The sequence below is a fragment of the Streptomyces sp. NPDC096105 genome, assembly GCF_044763335.1.
Taxonomy (GTDB): Bacteria; Actinomycetota; Actinomycetes; order Streptomycetales; family Streptomycetaceae; genus Streptomyces.
In genome coordinates, this window is record NZ_JBIWGC010000013.1 from 45,355 (window position 1) to 62,613 (window position 17,259).

The following is a 17,259-nucleotide window of genomic DNA, read 5'->3' on the forward strand; positions in this document are numbered from 1 at the left end:
CTTCACTCGAATCCTTCACGGTGGACACCCCCGACGGTCGTAGGGTTTATGCGGGGAAGGCCTGCGGGAAGGCCGTCCCGGACAGCCGCCTCGAGGAGGTCCAGTTCAGTGACCAGCCAGGTCAGCAGCCCAGCGGAACAGACCGACGGAACAGTCGTAGGGGAGCAGCGCACAGCGGCGGGGACGAAGGGCGTCCGCCGGCTCGACCGAGTGATCATCAGGTTCGCGGGGGACTCGGGTGACGGGATGCAGCTTACCGGTGACCGTTTCACCTCGGAGACCGCGTCCTTCGGCAACGACCTCTCCACGCTGCCGAACTTCCCCGCCGAGATCCGCGCTCCGGCCGGGACGCTGCCGGGGGTGTCGTCGTTCCAGCTGCACTTCGCCGACCACGACATCCTCACCCCCGGTGACGCGCCGAACGTGCTGGTGGCGATGAACCCGGCCGCGCTGAAGGCGAACATCGGCGATCTGCCGCGCGGGGCGGAGATCATCGTCAACACCGACGAGTTCACCAAGCGGGCGATGCAGAAGGTCGGCTACGACGCCAGCCCGCTGGAGGACGGCTCGCTGGACGGCTACCACCTGCACCCGGTGCCGCTGACGACGCTGACGGTGGAGGCGCTGAAGGAGTTCGACCTCAGCCGTAAGGAGGCCGAGCGCAGCAAGAACATGTTCGCGCTGGGTCTGCTGTCGTGGATGTATCACCGGCCCACGGAGGGCACGGAGAAGTTCCTGCGGGCGAAGTTCGCCAAGAAGCCGGACATCGCGGCGGCGAACATCGCGGCGTTCCGGGCGGGCTGGAACTTCGGGGAGACGACGGAGGACTTTGCGGTCTCCTACGAGGTGGCGCCGGCGGTGACGGCGTTCCCGCCGGGCGTCTACCGCAACATCTCCGGGAACCTGGCCCTGTCCTACGGTCTGATCGCCGCGTCCCGGCAGGCGGACCTGCCGCTGTTCCTGGGCTCGTATCCGATCACTCCGGCGTCGGACATCCTGCACGAGCTGAGCCGGCACAAGAACTTCGGCGTGCGCACCTTCCAGGCGGAGGACGAGATCGCCGGGATCGGTGCGGCGCTGGGCGCGGCGTTCGGCGGGTCGCTGGCGGTGACCACCACCTCGGGCCCGGGGGTGGCGCTGAAATCGGAGACGATCGGTCTCGCGGTCTCCCTGGAGCTGCCGCTGCTGATCGTGGACATCCAGCGCGGCGGCCCGTCGACGGGGCTGCCGACCAAGACGGAGCAGGCGGATCTGCTGCAGGCGATGTACGGGCGCAACGGTGAGGCCCCGGTGCCGGTGGTCGCGCCGAAGACGCCGGCGGACTGCTTCGACGCCGCGATGGAGGCGGCGCGGATCGCGCTGGCCTACCGCACCCCGGTGTTCCTGCTGTCCGACGGCTACCTGGCCAACGGATCCGAGCCGTGGCGGATCCCGGAGCTGGAGGAGCTTCCGGACCTGACGGTGCAGTTCGCGCAGGGCCCGAACCACACGCTGGGCGACGGCACCGAGGTGTTCTGGCCCTACAAGCGCGATCCGCAGACGCTGGCGCGTCCGTGGGCCGTGCCGGGCACGCCGGGTCTGGAGCACCGCATCGGCGGCATCGAGAAGCAGGACGGCACCGGGAACATCTCCTACGACCCGGCCAACCACGACTTCATGGTCCGCACCCGGCAGGCCAAGATCGACGGCATCGACGTCCCCGGCCTGGAGGTCGACGACCCGGACGGCACCGCACGCCTGCTGGTGCTGGGCTGGGGCTCCACCTACGGCCCCATCACCGCGGCCGTACGGCGCCTGCGGAAGGCCGGGCAGCCGGTGGCGCAGGCCCACCTGCGCCACCTCAACCCCTTCCCGCACAACCTCGGCGAGGTGCTGCGCGGATACGACAAGGTGGTGGTCCCCGAGATGAACCTCGGGCAGCTCGCCACCCTCATCAGGGCGAAGTACCTGGTCGACGCCCGCTCGTACAACCAGGTCAACGGTATGCCGTTCAAGGCGGAGCAGCTCGCCGCGGCGCTGAAGGAGGCCATCGATGACTGACGCCGACACGCTGCTCCAGCTCGTGCCCAAGGCCGAGGCCAAGCAGACGATGAAGGACTTCAAGTCCGACCAGGAGGTGCGCTGGTGCCCCGGCTGCGGCGACTACGCGGTCCTGGCCGCCGTGCAGGGCTTCATGCCGGAGCTGGGCCTGGCCCGGGAGAACATCGTGTTCGTCTCCGGCATCGGCTGCTCCTCCCGCTTCCCGTACTACATGAACACCTACGGGATGCACTCGATCCACGGCCGCGCCCCCGCCATCGCCACCGGCCTGGCGACTTCCCGCCGGGATCTGAGCGTGTGGGTGGTCACCGGTGACGGCGACGCGCTGTCCATCGGCGGCAACCACCTCATCCACGCCCTGCGCCGCAACGTCAACCTCAAGATCCTGCTGTTCAACAACCGCATCTACGGGCTGACCAAGGGCCAGTACTCCCCCACCTCCGAGGTCGGCAAGATCACCAAGTCCACGCCGATGGGCTCGCTCGACGCGCCCTTCAACCCCGTGTCCCTGGCGATCGGCGCGGAGGCGTCCTTCGTCGCCCGCACCGTCGACTCCGACCGCAAGCACCTCACCGAGGTACTGCGCCAGGCCGCCGACCACCCCGGCACGGCTCTGGTGGAGATCTACCAGAACTGCAACATCTTCAACGACGGCGCCTTCGAGGTCCTCAAGGACCGCCGGCAGGCCGAGGAAGCGGTCATCCGCCTGGAACACGGACAGCCCGTCCGCTTCGGCGCCGACCGTTCCAAGGGCGTCGTCCGCGACCCCGCGACCGGCGACCTCGAGGTCGTCACGGTGACACCGGAGAACGAGGCCCGGGTGCTCGTGCACGACGCGCGCTCCGCGTCCCCGACGACCGCGTTCGCCCTGTCCCGCCTCGCCGACCCGGACACCCTGCACCACACCCCGATCGGGGTGTTCCGCTCGGTGGACCGGCCGGTCTACGACACCCTCATGGCCGACCAGCTCGACACCGCCGTCGACCAGCACGGCAAGGGCGACCTTGCCGCGCTGCTGGCCGGCGGGGACACCTGGACCGTCGTCGGCTGAGCACCGGCGGCTCGCGGGCGCAGGAAGGGCCCCGGCATCCGCGCGGATGCCGGGGCCCTTCCGCTCATGTGGAGTGTCCTCAGCAGAAGTCGCCGAGGCCCCACCACTCGCCGTGGGTCCGCTGCGGGCCGTACAGGGTTCCGCCGGCCCGTCCGCGGTAGGTGACCAGCCAGCCCAGGTGTCCCGGACCGCCGTCGATCACGTACTTCTCGTTGGTCACGGCGGCGAGGTCGGGACGTCCGTCGCCGGAGAAGTCGCCGACCGAGATCAGGTGTTCCATCGTGTTCCAGCCGCCGCTGCCGACGAGCTCGCGTGCGCCGAGCCGGGCGGTGGAGGCGCCCGGGTACAGCCACAGCTTGCCGGTGGCCTTCTCCCGGGCGTACAGGTCGGGACGTCCGTCACCCGTCACGTCGCCCGTGCCGGCCAGCGCGTTCATGCCGTTCCAGCCGCCCGAGCCGATGGTCTTGCGCGCGTCCAGCTTGCCGTCCGGGGCGCCCGGGTAGAGCCACAGCTTGCCGGTGGACTTCTGGACGGCGATCAGGTCGGAGCGGCCGTCGCCGGTCAGGTCGCCGTAGGCGGTGATGTGGTTCATCGAGTTCCACCCGCTCGCGCCCAGCAGCTTGCGCGTGCCGAGGGAGCCGTTGCCGGTGCCGGGGTAGAGCCAGAGCTTGCCGGTGGCCTTCTCCCGGGCGATGAGGTCCTCGCGGCGGTCGCCGCTGAAGTCGCCGTGCCGGGTCAGGGTGTCCATGGCGTTCCAGCCGCCCGCGCCGATGAGCCGGCCGGTGTCGTTCCCCGGGGTGAACCAGAGCCGTCCGGCCAGGTCACGGGTGATGACGTCGGCCCTGCGGTCGCCGTTCATGTCGCCGAACCCGGCGGCTGCGGGGGAGGTCTCGGAGACCCAGCCCGGGTAGGCGGGCTGACTGCACTCGCGCTCGGTGCGGACGAACTTGATGGAGCTGATGGTCGCGTCCGGGGAGCTGCTGAGTTCGCCGGGTGAGTTCGGATCCTGGGCCCAGTAGCCTCCCCACGGCACGTAGTCCTCGTCCTCGTACAGGCAGGCGATCGACTGCGTACGGTTCACGAACGAGCGGATCCTGTCGTCCCAGCTGCCCAGGTCCGCGAGGCTCTTGCCGGTCTTCCACATCGAGCCCTTGGCGCCCTCGCCCGACCAGCCGCAGAAGTAGCCGGACGGGCAGTCGTAGGAGCTCGCCGCCGCCGGGGCGGCGGTCGCGACGGTCAGGCCGGTGCCGGCCAGGGTGAGTCCGACCAGTGCCGCGATGCCCCGGTTGAAACGTTTCCGCATGTAAGTCCCCTCCCAGTGGTGCGCGTCCGCTCCTCGCGCCCCCCGATGCGGCGGCCCCCGACGGACGCCTGGGCCGTTCAGCGGCGACACACGCGAGGTGATCGTAAAGCAACGCGGGACCCCTCCCGCCCCACGTGCACTTTCTAAAAGTTAGCGCCTGCCGTACAGTTAGTACCTACACACACCCCCGAGGAGTTGTCGCATCATGAGCATCGTCGTCACCGGAGCCAGCGGGAAGCTCGGCCGTCACGTCGTGGAGCAGTTGCTGGAGAAGGTCCCCGCCGAGCAGGTCACCGCGGTGGTGCGCAGCCCGGAGAAGGCGGCGGATCTCGCGGAGCGCGGGGTGCGGGTCGCGGTCGCCGACTACAACGCGCCGGAGACCTTCGACGGCCTGTTCGCGGCCGGCGACAAGGTCCTGCTGATCTCGGGCAACGAGTTCGACAAGGGCCGGGTACGACAGCACACGGCCGTCATCGACGCGGCCGGGGCGGCCGGTGTCGCCCTGCTCGCCTACACCAGCGCCCCCGGCACCCTGACCGCCTCGCTCGCCGACGACCACCGGGGCACGGAGCGGGCGCTGCGCGATTCGGGCGTGCCGTACGTGCTGCTGCGCAACGGCTGGTACCACGAGAACTACACCGAGAACCTGGCCCCGGTGCTGGAACACGGCGCGGTGGTCGCGGCCGCGGGCGAGGGCCGGGTCTCCTCCGCCTCCCGGGCCGACTACGCGGCCGCCGCCGTCGCCGTGCTGACCGGCGAGGGCCACGAGAACACGACGTACGAGCTGGGCGGCGACGAGGCGTGGAGCTTCGCCGAGTACGCGGCCGAGCTGAGCCGGCAGACCGGCCGGGAGATCGTCCACCGCCCGGTCACGCCCGAGGAGCTCACCGGCATCCTGGCCGGCGCGGGGGTGCCCGAGCCGATGGCGGCCGTCCTCGCCGGTGTGGACGCGGCGATCGCCGAGGGTGAGCTGGTGGTCGACAGCGGCGACCTGTCCCGGCTGGCCGGCCGTCCGACCACCCCGCTCGCCGAGGCCGTCGCCGCCGCGCTCAAGAACTGATCCCGGGCCCCGGTTCACGCACGGGGAGCACGCTCCACCCCGGCCCGTCATGACCGTATGACGGTACGGACATGACACATGGGGGTGTGCGGCGTTACCGTCGTCCGGGTGGGTTCCGCACGCGCGTCGGCGGTCCCGCGCACGACCACGGGACGCGTCGGACACGAAGGAGAGGCCCGTGACCGGGAAGCCGGCCGCAGAGCGGCGCATAGGACTGCTGAACGGTTTCGCGGCGTACGGGATGTGGGGGCTCGTCCCCCTGTTCTGGCCCCTGCTCAAGCCCGCCGGCGCGGTGGAGATCCTGGCCCACCGGATGGTGTGGTCCCTGGTCTTCGTCGCCGCCGCACTGGTCGTGATCCGCCGCTGGGCGTGGATCGGCGAGCTGGTGCGGCAGCCGCGCAAGCTGGCCCTGGTCACGGTGGCCGCCGCGGTCATCACCGTCAACTGGGGCGTCTACATCTGGTCGGTGAACTCCGGGCACGTCGTCGAGGCGTCCCTCGGCTACTTCATCAACCCGCTGGTCACCATAGCCATGGGCGTCCTGCTGCTGAAGGAGCGCCTGCGGCCCGCCCAGTGGGCCGCCGTCGGGATCGGCGCCCTCGCGGTGGTCGTCCTGACCGTCGGCTACGGCAGGCCGCCGTGGATCTCCCTGTGCCTCGCCTTCTCCTTCGCCACCTACGGGCTGGTGAAGAAGAAGGTCAACCTCGGCGGCATCGAGTCGCTGGCCGCCGAGACCGCGATCCAGTTCCTGCCCGCGCTGGGCTACCTGGTGTGGCTGGGCACCCGGGGCGGGTCCACCTTCGGCGGCGAGGGCACGGGACACGCGCTGCTGCTCGTGGCGACCGGCATCGTCACCGCGCTCCCCCTGGTCTGCTTCGGCGCCGCGGCGATCCGCGTGCCGCTGTCCACCCTGGGACTGTTGCAGTACCTGGCGCCGGTCTTCCAGTTCCTGCTCGGCATCCTCTACTTCAAGGAGGCCATGCCGCCGGAGCGCTGGGCCGGGTTCGCCCTGGTGTGGCTGGCGCTCACGCTGCTCACCTGGGACGCGCTGCGCACCGCGCGCCGTGCCGCCCGTGCGCTGTCCGGCCGGACGGCCGGTGCGCGCGACACCGCCGCGCCGGGCGCCGGAGGATCCGTGCCGGCCGCCGCGCCGGTGAGCGAGGCGGAGGCCAAGGCCCTGGAGACCAGGCCGTAGCGCGCGGCGGGGCGGCGTTGTCCGTGCCGTCCCCTATAACGGGCGCATGACGCAGACACCCACACCGGCCACGCCGGTGCACTGGAAGGTCGTCATCGACACGGCCGACCCGCACGCCCAAGCGGACTTCTGGGCCGCCGCCCTGCACTACGTGGTCGAGGACAACAGCGCGCTCATCGAGAAGCTCCTCGCCGCGGGGGCCGTCCCCGAGGCGCTCACCGTCGCGTCGCACGGCCGCCGCGCCTGGCGCGACCTGGCCGCCGTACGGCACCCCGACGACCCCTACGAGGAGGAGAGCGGCACCGGGCGCGGCCGGCGGCTGCTGTTCCAGCGGGTGTCCGAGGAGAAGACCGTGAAGAACCGGCTCCATCTCGACCTGCACCCCGGCGTGGACCGCCGCGACGAGGAGCTGGCCCGGCTGGAGGGGCTCGGCGCCCGGGTGCTGCGGCGGGTGGAGGAACCCTCCGGGGGCTGGGTCGTGATGGCGGACCCGGAGGGGAACGAGTTCTGCCTCCACTAGCGGGCGTCCCCGGGGAGGCGGCTCAGTTCTGCGGGCCGCGGGCGCGGGCGGTGAGGCGGTCCATGCGGGCGCGCACGGAGTCCAGTTCCTCCGCCTCGTCGGCTGCGGGGCCGCCCTCGGCGGCCAGCTCGGTCCACAGCGCCGTCAGCTCGCGGCCCAGTTCCAGCCCGAGCAGGGGGTCGCGCACCCCGCGCCATGCGGTGGCCGCGCTGCGGACGTTTCCGTAGGCGGCCTCCGCGTCGCCCGCGCGGCGGCAGACGACGGCGAGGTCGAGGGAGAGCCGGAAGGCACGCAGCGGTTCACCGGCCAGGTAGGCGATGTACGCGGTGAGCTCGCGCAGGCGCAGCACCTCCGGGTGCTCGGCCCCGAGGGTCCGCGAGGCGTGCTCCAGGGTGTCGTGGGCGAGGCGGGCGGCCGTGTCGATCCTGCCCGCCCGCACGGCGTCGCTGATGCGCTCCATGGGGTCGGCGAGGGGGCTGCCGGCGGGGGCGGCGGGCTCGTCGCCGAGCACGGCCTCCGCGACGGCGTCGAAGCCGCGCGGCGGGACGGGGCGGGGGTCCGGGGCGGCGTCGAGCGCGGCCGCGAGGTCGGGTTCGGGCGCCGTGTCGCGCCCCTCGCCGGGGTGCGGCCGGGCGTTCATGTCCGGGGGCGGCCCGAAGACGCCCAGGGGCGGCGCGACGGTGCCGGGCGGGGCGCCGCCGGCCGACGGCGGCGGCGTCACCTTCCGCAGCCGGAAGGTGGGCGGGGAGTCGAAGGAGGCTTCCGTCCCGGGGAGGGGACGCACGGGGAAGGCGGGGGTGGCCTCCCGTACGGGGGCGGGGGGTGCCGGGGTTCCCGGCTCCGGGGCACGGGGCGCCGCGACGGCGCCGGGGGCCGTCGGGGTGTCGGACGCCCCTGGGGCGGGGGAAGCCGCCTGGGCCTCGGGCTCCGGTACGGGAGCGGAGGTGTCCGGAGCTTCCTGCTCCGGGGCGGAGCCGGGGGCCGGCGGGGTTTCGGGCCCGGAGCGGAAACGGTCAGGAGCCGCCTGGGACCCGGGACCTTCGCCGGCGTCAGCGGTCGCCGGTCCCTCAGGCGCCGGGGAGTGACGGAGCGCCTGCGGGGCTTCGGATTCCGGGACCGGGCGGAACAGGTGGGTCGTGCGGTCGGTGTCCGTCCCGGAGGCCGACGACCGGGGCGCCGCGTGCTCCCGCTCGGGTGACGGCCGCAGGGGCGTCTCCGGAGCCGGCGGCGTGCCGGGGGCCGGCGACCTGGGGGCCGGCGTCCCGGGGGACGCCTCTCCCCGTGCGAGCGGGCCGTGCAGCTGGACCGGCTGGGCCGTGAAGGTGCTGGAGCCGTCCGGGGCGACCCGGAGCGGGACGACGTACCCGATGCGTTCGTCGCGCACGGTGGCGTGGACGGCGCGGCCGGAGGCGACGGCGATGCGGTGCAGGCGGTTCAGCACCGCCTGCTGGATCTCCTCGCCGGGGCCCGCGATCACCCGCACGCCGTCGACGAGGGCGCCCGGCCCGCCCGACCCGTCGGCCGGGACACGGACGTCGACCGGCACCGGCGCACGGTGCGCCGCGTCCGTGGCCTGCTGCTGTTCCCGCTTCTTCTCGCGGCTGAGTCGAGACATCGTTCCCTCATTCGGGTCGTCCACCTACCGCCGAGTGTGTCCGCTCGCGCGCTCTGTGCACGTCACCGCGTTGTCACAGGCTCGTCCCAAGGGCCGTCGGCCCCCGTCCGGTGCCGGGCGCGGGGCATGGACGATCGAGCCGGCGAGCAGGAGAGGGACATGCGAGCAGGCACGGGACAGGGACCGGAGATCTGGCTGCGAGGGCCGGTGACGGCACCGGAGGCGGACCCTCCGGAGCCGCTGCCTGCCCGCGCGACGGCCCGGCGCTTCTCCTGGGTCGGCCTGCACGGCGGCGCGGGCGTCTCCACGCTCGCCGCGGTCTACGGCGGGCACGACTGCGGACGCTCCTGGCCCGGGCCCGGCGCCCCCTCCTCGGTGCTGCTCGTCGCCCGCACCCATGCGGCCGGGCTGGACGCGGTGCCGCCGGCCGTCGCGCTGTTCCGGCGCGACGAGGCCCCGCACGGGCTCGGCCTGGACGCCGTCGTCCTCGTCGCGGACGCGCCGGGACGGCTCCCGCGTCCCCTCGCGCACCGGGTGCGGCTGGTCGAGGCGCTGATCGACGTGTACCGGGTGCCGTGGGTGCCCGGCTGGCGGCTCGGCGACCTGGGCGGCGGGCCGCCGCGCGGGACGGAGCCGCTGGCCCGTCTCACCGGCGCCCTGCGGTGAGCGGGGACGGCGCGCGGGAGATCGCCGCCGCCGTGCGCGCGGGCGCGTGCCGGGCCGTGGACGTGGTCGCGGAGGCGCTCGCGCGGATCGAGCGCGCCGATCCGGTGCTGTGCGCGTTCCTCGACGTGTGGGGCGAGGAGGCGCTGCGGCGGGCGGCGGAGGTGGACGCGCGGGTCGCCGCCGGGGAGCGCCCGCCGCTGGCCGGAGTGCCGGTCGCGGTCAAGGGGCGGCACGGCCGGCGCGCGGCGGGGCCGCTGCTCGCGGCCGGTGCGGTCGCCGTGGGCGCCACCTCCGTGCCGGGTCCGGGGACGCCCTGGCGGACCTGGGGACTCGGGGCGCGCGGCCGTACCGTCAACCCGTGGCGGGCGGACCGTACGCCCGGCGGGTCCTCGGCCGGGGCGGCGGTGGCGGTCGCGACCGGGCTGGTGCCGCTGGCGACGGGCGCCGACGGCGCGGGCTCGGTGCGCATCCCGGCGGCGTGGTGCGGGGTGCTGGGGCTGAAGGCCACGGGCGGCCGGCTGCCGTCGGGCGACCGTACGGGCCTCGCCGCGCCCGGGATCCTCGCGCGTACGGCGGTGGACGCGGGTCTCTGGTGGCAGGTCGTTTCCGAGCGGGCCGGGTCCCCGGCGCCGCCCCGCTTCCCCGTCACCGCCGTCTGGTCGCCCGACCTGGGCTTCGCCTCCCCCGACCCCGGGCCCGTCGCCCTGGCGCGGGAGGCGGCCGAGCGGCTCGTCGAGGCCGGGGTGGTACGCCTGGTGCGGCCGCCGGAGCCCCCCTCCCTCCTCGACCCCGGCCCGGCCTGGCTGGCCCTGCGCACCCCGGGCGCCGACCCCGCCGGCGCCCACCGCGTCCGAGCCGCCAACGACCGCCGTCTCCGCGGTCTCCTCACCCACGCCGACCTGCTGCTCACCCCCACGGCGCCCACCGCGCCGCACGGCCACGACGGCCCCGGCGACACCTACTCCACCGCGCTCGCCTGGGCGTTCAACCTCAGCGGTCACCCCGCGCTGAGCCTCCCGGCCGGTGTCGGCGCCGACGGCTGCCCGGCGGGGCTGCACCTGGTGGCGGCCCACGACCGGGAGGACCTGCTGCTGGCGGCCGCCCGGGAGGCGGAACGACGCGGAGCCGCCGCCGCGCTCACCCCGCCCGCCTCTACGCCGTGACGTCCTTCGTCGTGAACCGTGCCCAGGCCGCCGAGCCGAAGACGGCGGCGTAGAGGGCCTGGAGGCCCAGGTTCTTGGTGAGGCCGTCCCAGTGGACGGGCTCGCGCAACAGGTCGGCGAAGGACAGCCAGTGGTGGGAGAACAGATACGGGTGCAGGGCGTGCAGCTGGGGGATCTGGTCGAGGATCTGGACGGTGATGAGCAGCCCGACCGTGGTGGCCATCGCCGCGATGCCGCTGTCGGTCAGCGTGGAGACGAACAGGCCGAGCGCCGCCACCCCGAGCAGGGACGCGGCGACGACCAGGGCGATCAGCAGGGCCCGGGCCAGTCCCTCGCCGAAGCCGATGCGGGTGCCCGAGATGGTGGTGACGTCGCCCAGCGGGAACAGCAGCGCGCCCACGGCCAGCGCCGACCCGGCCACCACCAGGGTGGCGGCCAGGCAGAACACCACGACCGTCGCGTACTTGGTGAGCAGCAGCCGGGTGCGGCCTGCGGGGGCGACCAGGAGGTAGCGCAGGGTGCCGGCGCCCGCCTCGCCCGCCACGGCGTCGCCCGCGATCACGCCGACCGCCATGGGCAGGAAGAACGGCAGGGTCGCGGCGAGCGCGGTGAAGACGAGGAACAGGCCGTTGTTGGTGATCTGCGAGACGAACGCGGGTCCCCCGCCGCCGCTCCCGGCGGACGGTCCGTCGCCGGTCTCGATCCGCACGGCGATCCCGACCAGCACCGGCACGGCGGCCAGCACGCCCAGCAGGGCGAGGGTGCGCCAGCGGCGGAAGGTGGTGCGCAGTTCGTCGCGGAACAGCCCGAGGGTCCACCGCCAACGCGTTCGCACGAACGCCTCCGCTCCCGCGCCCGTCCCGCTCACCGTCTCAGCCCGCGACATCGAACCCCTCCCCGGTCAGCGCCACGAACGCGTCCTCCAGCGAGGCCCGTTCCACCCCGAGGCCGCGCACCCGCACCCCCGCCGTGACCAGGGCCGCGTTGACCTCGGCGAGGTCCCGCGCGGGCGGATCGGCGCTCACCCGGTCGCCGTCCGCCACGACGTCGGCGAGCCCCTGTTCCTTCAGCAGCCGCGCCGCGTCCGCCGGGTCGGGCGTGGTGACCACCAGGCGGCCCCGGGCGCCCGCGGCCAGCTCGGCGACCGGCCCCTGCGTGATCAGCCGGCCCCGCGCCATCACGGCGGCGTGCGTGCAGACCTGCTCGATCTCGTCGAGCAGGTGGGAGGAGAGGAAGACGGTCGTGCCGTCGGTGGCCAGTTCGCGGACGAGGGAGCGGATCTCCCGCATGCCCTGCGGGTCGAGGCCGTTGGTCGGCTCGTCCAGCACCAGCAGCCGGCGGGGCCGCAGCAGGGCGGCGGCGAGTCCGAGGCGCTGCTTCATGCCGAGGGAGTACGCGCGTGCCTTCCGCCCGGCCGCGGCCGTGAGGCCCACCCGGTCCAGGGCGGCGGCGACCCGCGCCTTGCGGGTGCGCGGATCGGCGGTGGGGTCGGCGGCGTCGTGGCGGAGGAGGTTGTCGCGGCCGGAGAGGAAGCCGTAGAGGGCGGGGCCCTCGATGAGGGCCCCGACGTGCGGGAGGACGGCGCGCGCGGAGCGGGGCATGGGGCGCCCCAGCACGTGCGCCGTCCCGGAGGTCGGCTCGATCAGGCCCATCAGCATGCGGATGGTGGTGGTCTTGCCGGAGCCGTTGGGGCCGAGGAAGCCGAAGACGCTGCCCGCCGGGACGGTCAGGTGCAGGTCGTCCACGGCGAGCTGTCCGCCGCGGTACCGCTTGGTCAGTCCGCGGGTGACGACGACGCCGTCGCCCGCGGACCGCCCGTCGCGCGTCTGCTCCGTGGTGGACGTGGCGTCCATCGGCTCCCCCGTTTCCCTCGGTACGGCGGCGGGCGCGGGGCCTGCTACTCGCCCGCGTCGGCCGCCTTCACCAGCGCGTCCTTGGTGACCGTACCCACGTAGACCGTGCCGTCCTCGGTGAGCAGGGCGTTGACCAGACGGGTGCCGAACACCGTGCCGGTGCCGAAGTCGCCCTCGACCTGCTCGCCGAGCGAGCCGAGGAAGCCGTCGAGGTCGCCGCCCGCCTCACCGGTGGGCAGGCCGCCGCCGGAGCCGGTGTCGAAGGTGGCGATCGTGTTCCAGCCCTCGCCGAGCATCTTCAGCCCGTCGAAGCCCTTGGCCAGGTCCTCCTCGGACTTCGGGCCCCGCTCCGGCTTCCCGAAGTCGCCGCGCTCCCGGTCCTGTTCGGTGTCCTCGGTCACCTTGGCGCCCTTCGGCGGGGTGAACTCGAACGTGGAGGCGTCCGGGCGGTCGAAGCTCACCTCGGTGAAGCCGACGTCCACGACGGCCGAGCCGCCGCTCGACGGGGTGAGCGTGAACTTCAGCGGCAGGCCCGTCTCGTGGTCCACGGCGATGCTGACGGCGCCGACGGTGGAGCCGGACTGCTTGGGCTCGACCACCAGTCGGTAGGCGGCCCGGCCGGCCACCTGGGCGGTGCCGTCGACCTTCACGGACGTGGTGTCGTCGACCGCCTTCAGCGCCTCCTCCGCGAAGTCCTGCGGGGTGGCCGGGGGCCGCTGTTCGCGCCGCTCGGACGCGTCCGGCCCGTCGACGGTGGCGTGGTAGACCTCGTTGGACGCGCTGTCGTAGCCCCAGACGTCCTTGCCGTTGTGGATGAGGCTGTACTCGGCCGCGTTCTCCAGCAGTGACAGCTTCTGGCGGTCCGGCCCGTCGGCGGCGACGCGCAGGGTGTGCGTGCCGGACGCCAGCTCGGTGAGCCGGCCGGACGGGTCGGCGGACGAACCACCCTCGCCGTCCCCGCCCAGCGCCCCGGACGCGAGGCTGCTCTCCAGGCCGCCGAGGTTCGGCAGCCCGAGGTCGGTGGTGATCCTCACGGTGCCGGACAGCCGCTCCACGTCCGACTGCGCGATCTTCTCGATGAGCTGTGCGGCGGTGATGTCCGGCAGGTCGGGGTCGCCGGAGTCGGCGAGCGCCGGGACGAGTCCGATCGTCGCGGCCGCCACGCCCATCACCGTGACGGGGACGACGTACCGCGCTGCCCTGCGGCGGCCGGCGCGCGGCTCCTCGACCTCCCCGGCAGTCGTCGTGTCGTCGGATGCGTGCGGTGCCATGTGTGCCCTCCGTCGTCGGCGGCGGCTTCCGTCCCGTGTCCTCGCACCAGTTCGGCCCGAGCCGCCATTCTCACCCGAACCGGTGAGAAGTGGTGTTGTCCGTCGTGGTCCATCTGACCGCATTCGCGGGGCGGATACGTCAGACCGCGGGCTCAACTGCGCGTACTGCTGCGGTATGACACGGCACGGCGCCGCCTCACCCGCCCCGTAGGGGTCGTCCGGGTCCGGGAGGCGTACGGGGGACGGCCGGGCGGGTCAGCCGGCCCGGTGCACCACGGCGTCGCACATCTCGACGAGCGCCGTCTTGGCGGGGCCGTCGGGCAGCGGGGCGAGCGCGGCGCGCGCCTCCTCGGCGTAGCGCACGGTGTCCCGGCGGGCCTGGCCCAGCGCGGGATGGGCGCGCAGCAGCCGCAGCGCCTCGGCGTGCCGGGCGTCGTCGGTGAGGTCGGAGTCGAGCAGCTCGCACAGGGCGACGTCCTCGGCGAGGCCCAGCCGGGCCGCCCGCTCGCGCAGCCGCAGCACGGGCAGGGTGGCGATGCCCTCGCGCAGGTCGGTGCCGGGGGTCTTGCCGGACTCGTGGGAGTCGGAGGCGATGTCCAGGACGTCGTCGGCGAGCTGGAAGGCGACGCCGAGCCGCTCGCCGTACTGGGTGAGGATGTCCACCACCGTCTCGTCGGCGCCGGACATCATCCCGCCGAACCGGCAGGAGACGGCGACCAGGGAGCCGGTCTTGCCGCCGAGCACGTCCAGGTAGTGGTCGACCGGGTCGCGGCCGTCCTGCGGGCCCGCGGTCTCCAGGATCTGGCCGGTGACCAGCCGCTCGAACGCCTCGGCCTGGACCCGCACCGCCTCCGGGCCGAGGTCGGCCAGGATGTGGGAGGCGCGGGCGAAGAGGAAGTCGCCGGTGAGCACGGCGACCGAGTTGCCCCAGCGGGCGTTCGCGCTCGCGACCCCGCGCCGCACCTCGGCCTCGTCCATCACGTCGTCGTGGTACAGCGTGGCCAGGTGGGTGAGCTCCACCACGACGGCCGACGGCACGATGCCGGGCGCGTAGGGGTCGCCGAACCGGGCGGAGAGCATCACGAGCAGCGGACGGAACCGCTTGCCGCCGGCCCGCACCAGGTGCTGGGCGGCCTCCGTGATGAAGGGCACCTCGCTCTTGGTGGCTTCGAGCAGCCCTTCCTCGACAGCCGTCAATCCGGCCTGGACATCGGCTTCCAGAGCCTGGTCCCGCACGCTCAGCCCGAACGGCCCGACGACGGTCACGAGGGGTCTCCTGTCTGCTGGTGTCTGCTGGCGGTTACACGGTTTGTCGATAGGTCGCTGTCACCACTCGAGTCAGCGTATCCGGTCATGTTTCGATCACCGCCAGGGCCCGGGGTCACAAGCAAGGCGATACGGGAGCAGAAGCGGAGTGTTTTTGATCGGGCGATGACAACGGACATACCTCGACTTCCCGGACGCGGTGGCCCGTGAACCATCCTGCCCCACCCGAGAGTCCGATTTACCGCGATCGCTCCGTTAATTCCCCTTGGCCGCACATGTGCTCACGGTCGCCGCCCCGTGAAGTGAGTCACGCGCACGCCGGCCGCCCGGTCACCCTCGCACACGCCCGTCATCCCGCTCCACGCAACGGACTTGACTCTGACCGGCCACAAAGGATCAAGCACCCGAAATCGCCCATCTCAAGATCAAACGGGGCTTTGTGTGATCGTCGCACTTGTTTCCGGCATGTGCTCTCGCATACGTTCCGGGCCTGCCGGGTGGACGCCTAGTCCTGCCGCCACCCGCATCACACCCGACGACGAACTCACGCACGGCAGGAGCGGGGGACCCAGGTAAGCCGCCGTACCGGACACCGCGCCGGGACGGCTCGGGGTGAAGCCATGCCCGCAGGGGCACGGCCGGGCACTCTCCCGCCCGAACCCGACAGCTCACCTCGCAGGCGTAGGAGAGGAACCCAGACATGCCCGCTTCCGCTTCGTACCGCCGCCTCGTCCGCTCCCTCGCCGTCGCCGGCACCGGCGTCGCCGTGGTCGCGATGCCGCTGTTCGGCGCCACCAGCGCCGCGGCCGCCCCCACGGCCCAGGCCGCCACCTCCACGACCGCGTACCCGGACAACCTCGACGGCTGGATCCGCGAGGCGATGGACGTCATGGCGCAGAACGGCATCCCCGGCTCCTACGACTCCATCCACCGCAACATCATGCGGGAGTCGTCCGGCAACCCGGCCGCCATCAACCTGTGGGACTCCAACGCCGCGAAGGGCACCCCGTCGAAGGGCCTGCTCCAGGTCATCGACCCGACCTTCCAGGCGTACCACGTGCCCGGCACCGCCTTCGACCCGTTCGACCCGGTCGCCAACATCGCCGCGGCCTGCAACTACGCCGCCGACCGCTACGGCTCGATCGACAACGTCTTCGGCGCGTACTGAGCCGACCTCTGACGGGCCACTCCGGCCGTCCGCCCGAACAGCCGCTCGAGGACGACGGCCACGCCGTCGTCCTCGTTCGACAGGGTGACCTCGTCGGCCACCGCCTTCAGCTCGGGGTGCGCGTTGGCCATGGCGACGCCGTGGCCCGCCCACCGGAACATGGGGACGTCGTTCGGCATGTCCCCGAAGGCGACCGTGTCCTCGGGGCGCAGCCCCAGGTGCTCGGCGGCCAGCGCCAGCCCGGTCGCCTTGGTGACCCCGCACGGCTGGAGCTCCACCGTGCCCGGCCCCGACATCGTGACCGTGGCCAGCGAACCGACCACGGACCGGGCCGCCGCCGCCAGCGCGTCGTCCGACAGCTCCGGGTGGCGCAGCAGCACCTTGCTGATCGGCCGCGCCCACAGGTCGTCGCGCCGCTCCACCCGCACCGACGGGAGCGTCGGGTGCGGCATCCGGTAGCCCGGCTCGATCAGCGTCAGCCCGTCGGCCCCGTCCTGGTCGACCGCGGCGTACACCTCCCCCACCTCGGCCTCGATCTTGCCGAGCGCGGTCTCCGCCAGCTCCCGGTCCAGCCGGACCGACCACAGCATCCGGTGCGTGGCGGCGTCGTAGACCTGCGCGCCCTGTCCGCACACCGCGAGCCCCGTGCAGCCGAGGTCGTCGAGCAGCGACCGCACTCTGGGGGCCGGGCGCCCCGTCACCACGAGGTGCCGGGCGCCGGCCCGCTCCGCCCGCGCGAGGGCGGCGAGGGAGCGGTCGGAGAGGGTGTCGTCACCGCGCAGCAGCGTCCCGTCCAGGTCGGTGGCGATGAGAAAACAATCGGTGGGTGCGGCCATGATCAGAGAATACGGACAGGAGGACCGTCCGATTCGCCGCGCCCGTATGCCCTCGCATTGGGTGCGTTTTGCCTTCTTACACCGCCGGATCGCGACCGGTTGGGACCTCTTTCCCGTTTTGACCGGAACAGGGTGCGCTCCGGCGGACCCGGGCCCGGGAAGTCGTCCGTGTACAAGAGCTCACCGGGGCGCGACCCCGTAACGTGTGGCACGGCCACGGACACGTGGCGCACCCGCGCACACGAAAGCGAG

At 73.4% G+C, this 17,259-nt stretch carries 15 protein-coding genes and 1 riboswitch; of the genes, 8 read left to right on the forward strand and 7 right to left on the reverse strand.

Going from position 1 to position 17,259, the window contains the following annotated elements; all coding sequences use genetic code 11:
- Positions 1 to 108 precede the first annotated feature (108 nt).
- Complete coding sequence (locus ACIQ8B_RS20735) at positions 109 to 2,040, forward strand: 2-oxoacid:acceptor oxidoreductase subunit alpha (RefSeq protein ID WP_403548594.1); 1,932 nt, start codon at positions 109 to 111, stop codon at positions 2,038 to 2,040.
- On the forward strand, positions 2,033 to 3,091 hold the full coding sequence (locus tag ACIQ8B_RS20740; protein ID WP_403548596.1) for a 2-oxoacid:ferredoxin oxidoreductase subunit beta: 1,059 nt from the start codon (positions 2,033 to 2,035) through the stop codon (positions 3,089 to 3,091). The genes ACIQ8B_RS20735 and ACIQ8B_RS20740 overlap by 8 nt, the downstream gene beginning before the upstream one ends.
- Positions 3,092 to 3,170: 79 nt before the next feature.
- Here the strand turns inward: ACIQ8B_RS20740 and ACIQ8B_RS20745 are convergent, their stop codons facing one another.
- Positions 3,171 to 4,394: an FG-GAP-like repeat-containing protein gene (locus tag ACIQ8B_RS20745; protein WP_403548598.1), complete on the reverse strand. Its 1,224-nt coding sequence runs from the start codon at positions 4,392 to 4,394 to the stop codon at positions 3,171 to 3,173.
- 205 nt (positions 4,395 to 4,599) lie between these two features.
- On the opposite strand from ACIQ8B_RS20745, the gene ACIQ8B_RS20750 reads away from it, so the two are divergent.
- From ACIQ8B_RS20750 to ACIQ8B_RS20760, 3 genes are all read left to right on the forward strand, one after another.
- Positions 4,600 to 5,454, forward strand: a complete 855-nt coding sequence (locus tag ACIQ8B_RS20750) for an SDR family oxidoreductase (protein ID WP_403548600.1) — start codon at positions 4,600 to 4,602, stop codon at positions 5,452 to 5,454.
- A 178-nt stretch (positions 5,455 to 5,632) separates the two neighbouring features.
- Positions 5,633 to 6,649 carry an EamA family transporter RarD gene (rarD, locus tag ACIQ8B_RS20755; protein ID WP_403548602.1) on the forward strand — a complete coding sequence of 339 codons (1,017 nt, stop codon included), beginning with the start codon at positions 5,633 to 5,635 and terminating at the stop codon, positions 6,647 to 6,649.
- A gap of 46 nt (positions 6,650 to 6,695) precedes the next feature.
- Positions 6,696 to 7,169, forward strand: coding sequence for a VOC family protein (locus tag ACIQ8B_RS20760; protein WP_106412954.1), 474 nt, complete (start codon positions 6,696 to 6,698; stop codon positions 7,167 to 7,169).
- A 22-nt stretch (positions 7,170 to 7,191) separates the two neighbouring features.
- Here the strand turns inward: ACIQ8B_RS20760 and ACIQ8B_RS20765 are convergent, their stop codons facing one another.
- Positions 7,192 to 8,784: a tetratricopeptide repeat protein gene (locus ACIQ8B_RS20765; RefSeq protein WP_403548604.1), complete on the reverse strand. Its 1,593-nt coding sequence runs from the start codon at positions 8,782 to 8,784 to the stop codon at positions 7,192 to 7,194.
- Positions 8,785 to 8,943: 159 nt separating this feature from the next.
- Between ACIQ8B_RS20765 and ACIQ8B_RS20770 the strand changes: the two genes are divergently transcribed.
- Both ACIQ8B_RS20770 and ACIQ8B_RS20775 read left to right on the forward strand, forming a co-directional pair.
- On the forward strand, positions 8,944 to 9,450 hold the full coding sequence (locus ACIQ8B_RS20770) for a DUF6668 family protein (protein WP_403548606.1): 507 nt from the start codon (positions 8,944 to 8,946) through the stop codon (positions 9,448 to 9,450).
- Positions 9,447 to 10,613 carry an amidase family protein gene (locus tag ACIQ8B_RS20775; protein WP_403548608.1) on the forward strand — a complete coding sequence of 389 codons (1,167 nt, stop codon included), beginning with the start codon at positions 9,447 to 9,449 and terminating at the stop codon, positions 10,611 to 10,613. Before ACIQ8B_RS20770 ends, ACIQ8B_RS20775 begins: the two co-directional genes overlap by 4 nt.
- Here ACIQ8B_RS20775 and ACIQ8B_RS20780 read toward each other — a convergent pair.
- The 4 genes from ACIQ8B_RS20780 to ACIQ8B_RS20795 form a co-directional block, all read right to left on the reverse strand.
- On the reverse strand, positions 10,603 to 11,499 hold the full coding sequence (locus ACIQ8B_RS20780; protein WP_403548610.1) for an ABC transporter permease: 897 nt from the start codon (positions 11,497 to 11,499) through the stop codon (positions 10,603 to 10,605). The genes ACIQ8B_RS20775 and ACIQ8B_RS20780 overlap by 11 nt on opposite strands.
- Positions 11,486 to 12,466, reverse strand: coding sequence for an ABC transporter ATP-binding protein (locus ACIQ8B_RS20785; protein WP_290005780.1), 981 nt, complete (start codon positions 12,464 to 12,466; stop codon positions 11,486 to 11,488). Before ACIQ8B_RS20785 ends, ACIQ8B_RS20780 begins: the two co-directional genes overlap by 14 nt.
- Positions 12,467 to 12,510: 44 nt before the next feature.
- Positions 12,511 to 13,737: an outer membrane lipoprotein carrier protein LolA gene (locus ACIQ8B_RS20790; RefSeq protein WP_403548612.1), complete on the reverse strand. Its 1,227-nt coding sequence runs from the start codon at positions 13,735 to 13,737 to the stop codon at positions 12,511 to 12,513.
- Positions 13,738 to 13,992: 255 nt separating this feature from the next.
- Entirely contained in the window at positions 13,993 to 15,003 is a 1,011-nt protein-coding gene (locus ACIQ8B_RS20795; RefSeq protein ID WP_106412961.1) for a polyprenyl synthetase family protein, read from the reverse strand.
- Positions 15,004 to 15,529: 526 nt separating this feature from the next.
- Positions 15,530 to 15,698, forward strand: a riboswitch (cyclic di-AMP (ydaO/yuaA leader).
- 5 nt (positions 15,699 to 15,703) lie between these two features.
- Here ACIQ8B_RS20795 and ACIQ8B_RS20800 point away from each other — a divergent pair.
- Entirely contained in the window at positions 15,704 to 16,171 is a 468-nt protein-coding gene (locus ACIQ8B_RS20800; RefSeq protein WP_403548615.1) for a transglycosylase SLT domain-containing protein, read from the forward strand.
- On the opposite strand, the gene ACIQ8B_RS20805 is transcribed toward ACIQ8B_RS20800, so the two are convergent.
- Complete coding sequence (locus ACIQ8B_RS20805; protein WP_403548617.1) at positions 16,135 to 17,007, reverse strand: HAD family hydrolase; 873 nt, start codon at positions 17,005 to 17,007, stop codon at positions 16,135 to 16,137. The genes ACIQ8B_RS20800 and ACIQ8B_RS20805 overlap by 37 nt on opposite strands.
- Positions 17,008 to 17,259 lie beyond the last annotated feature (252 nt).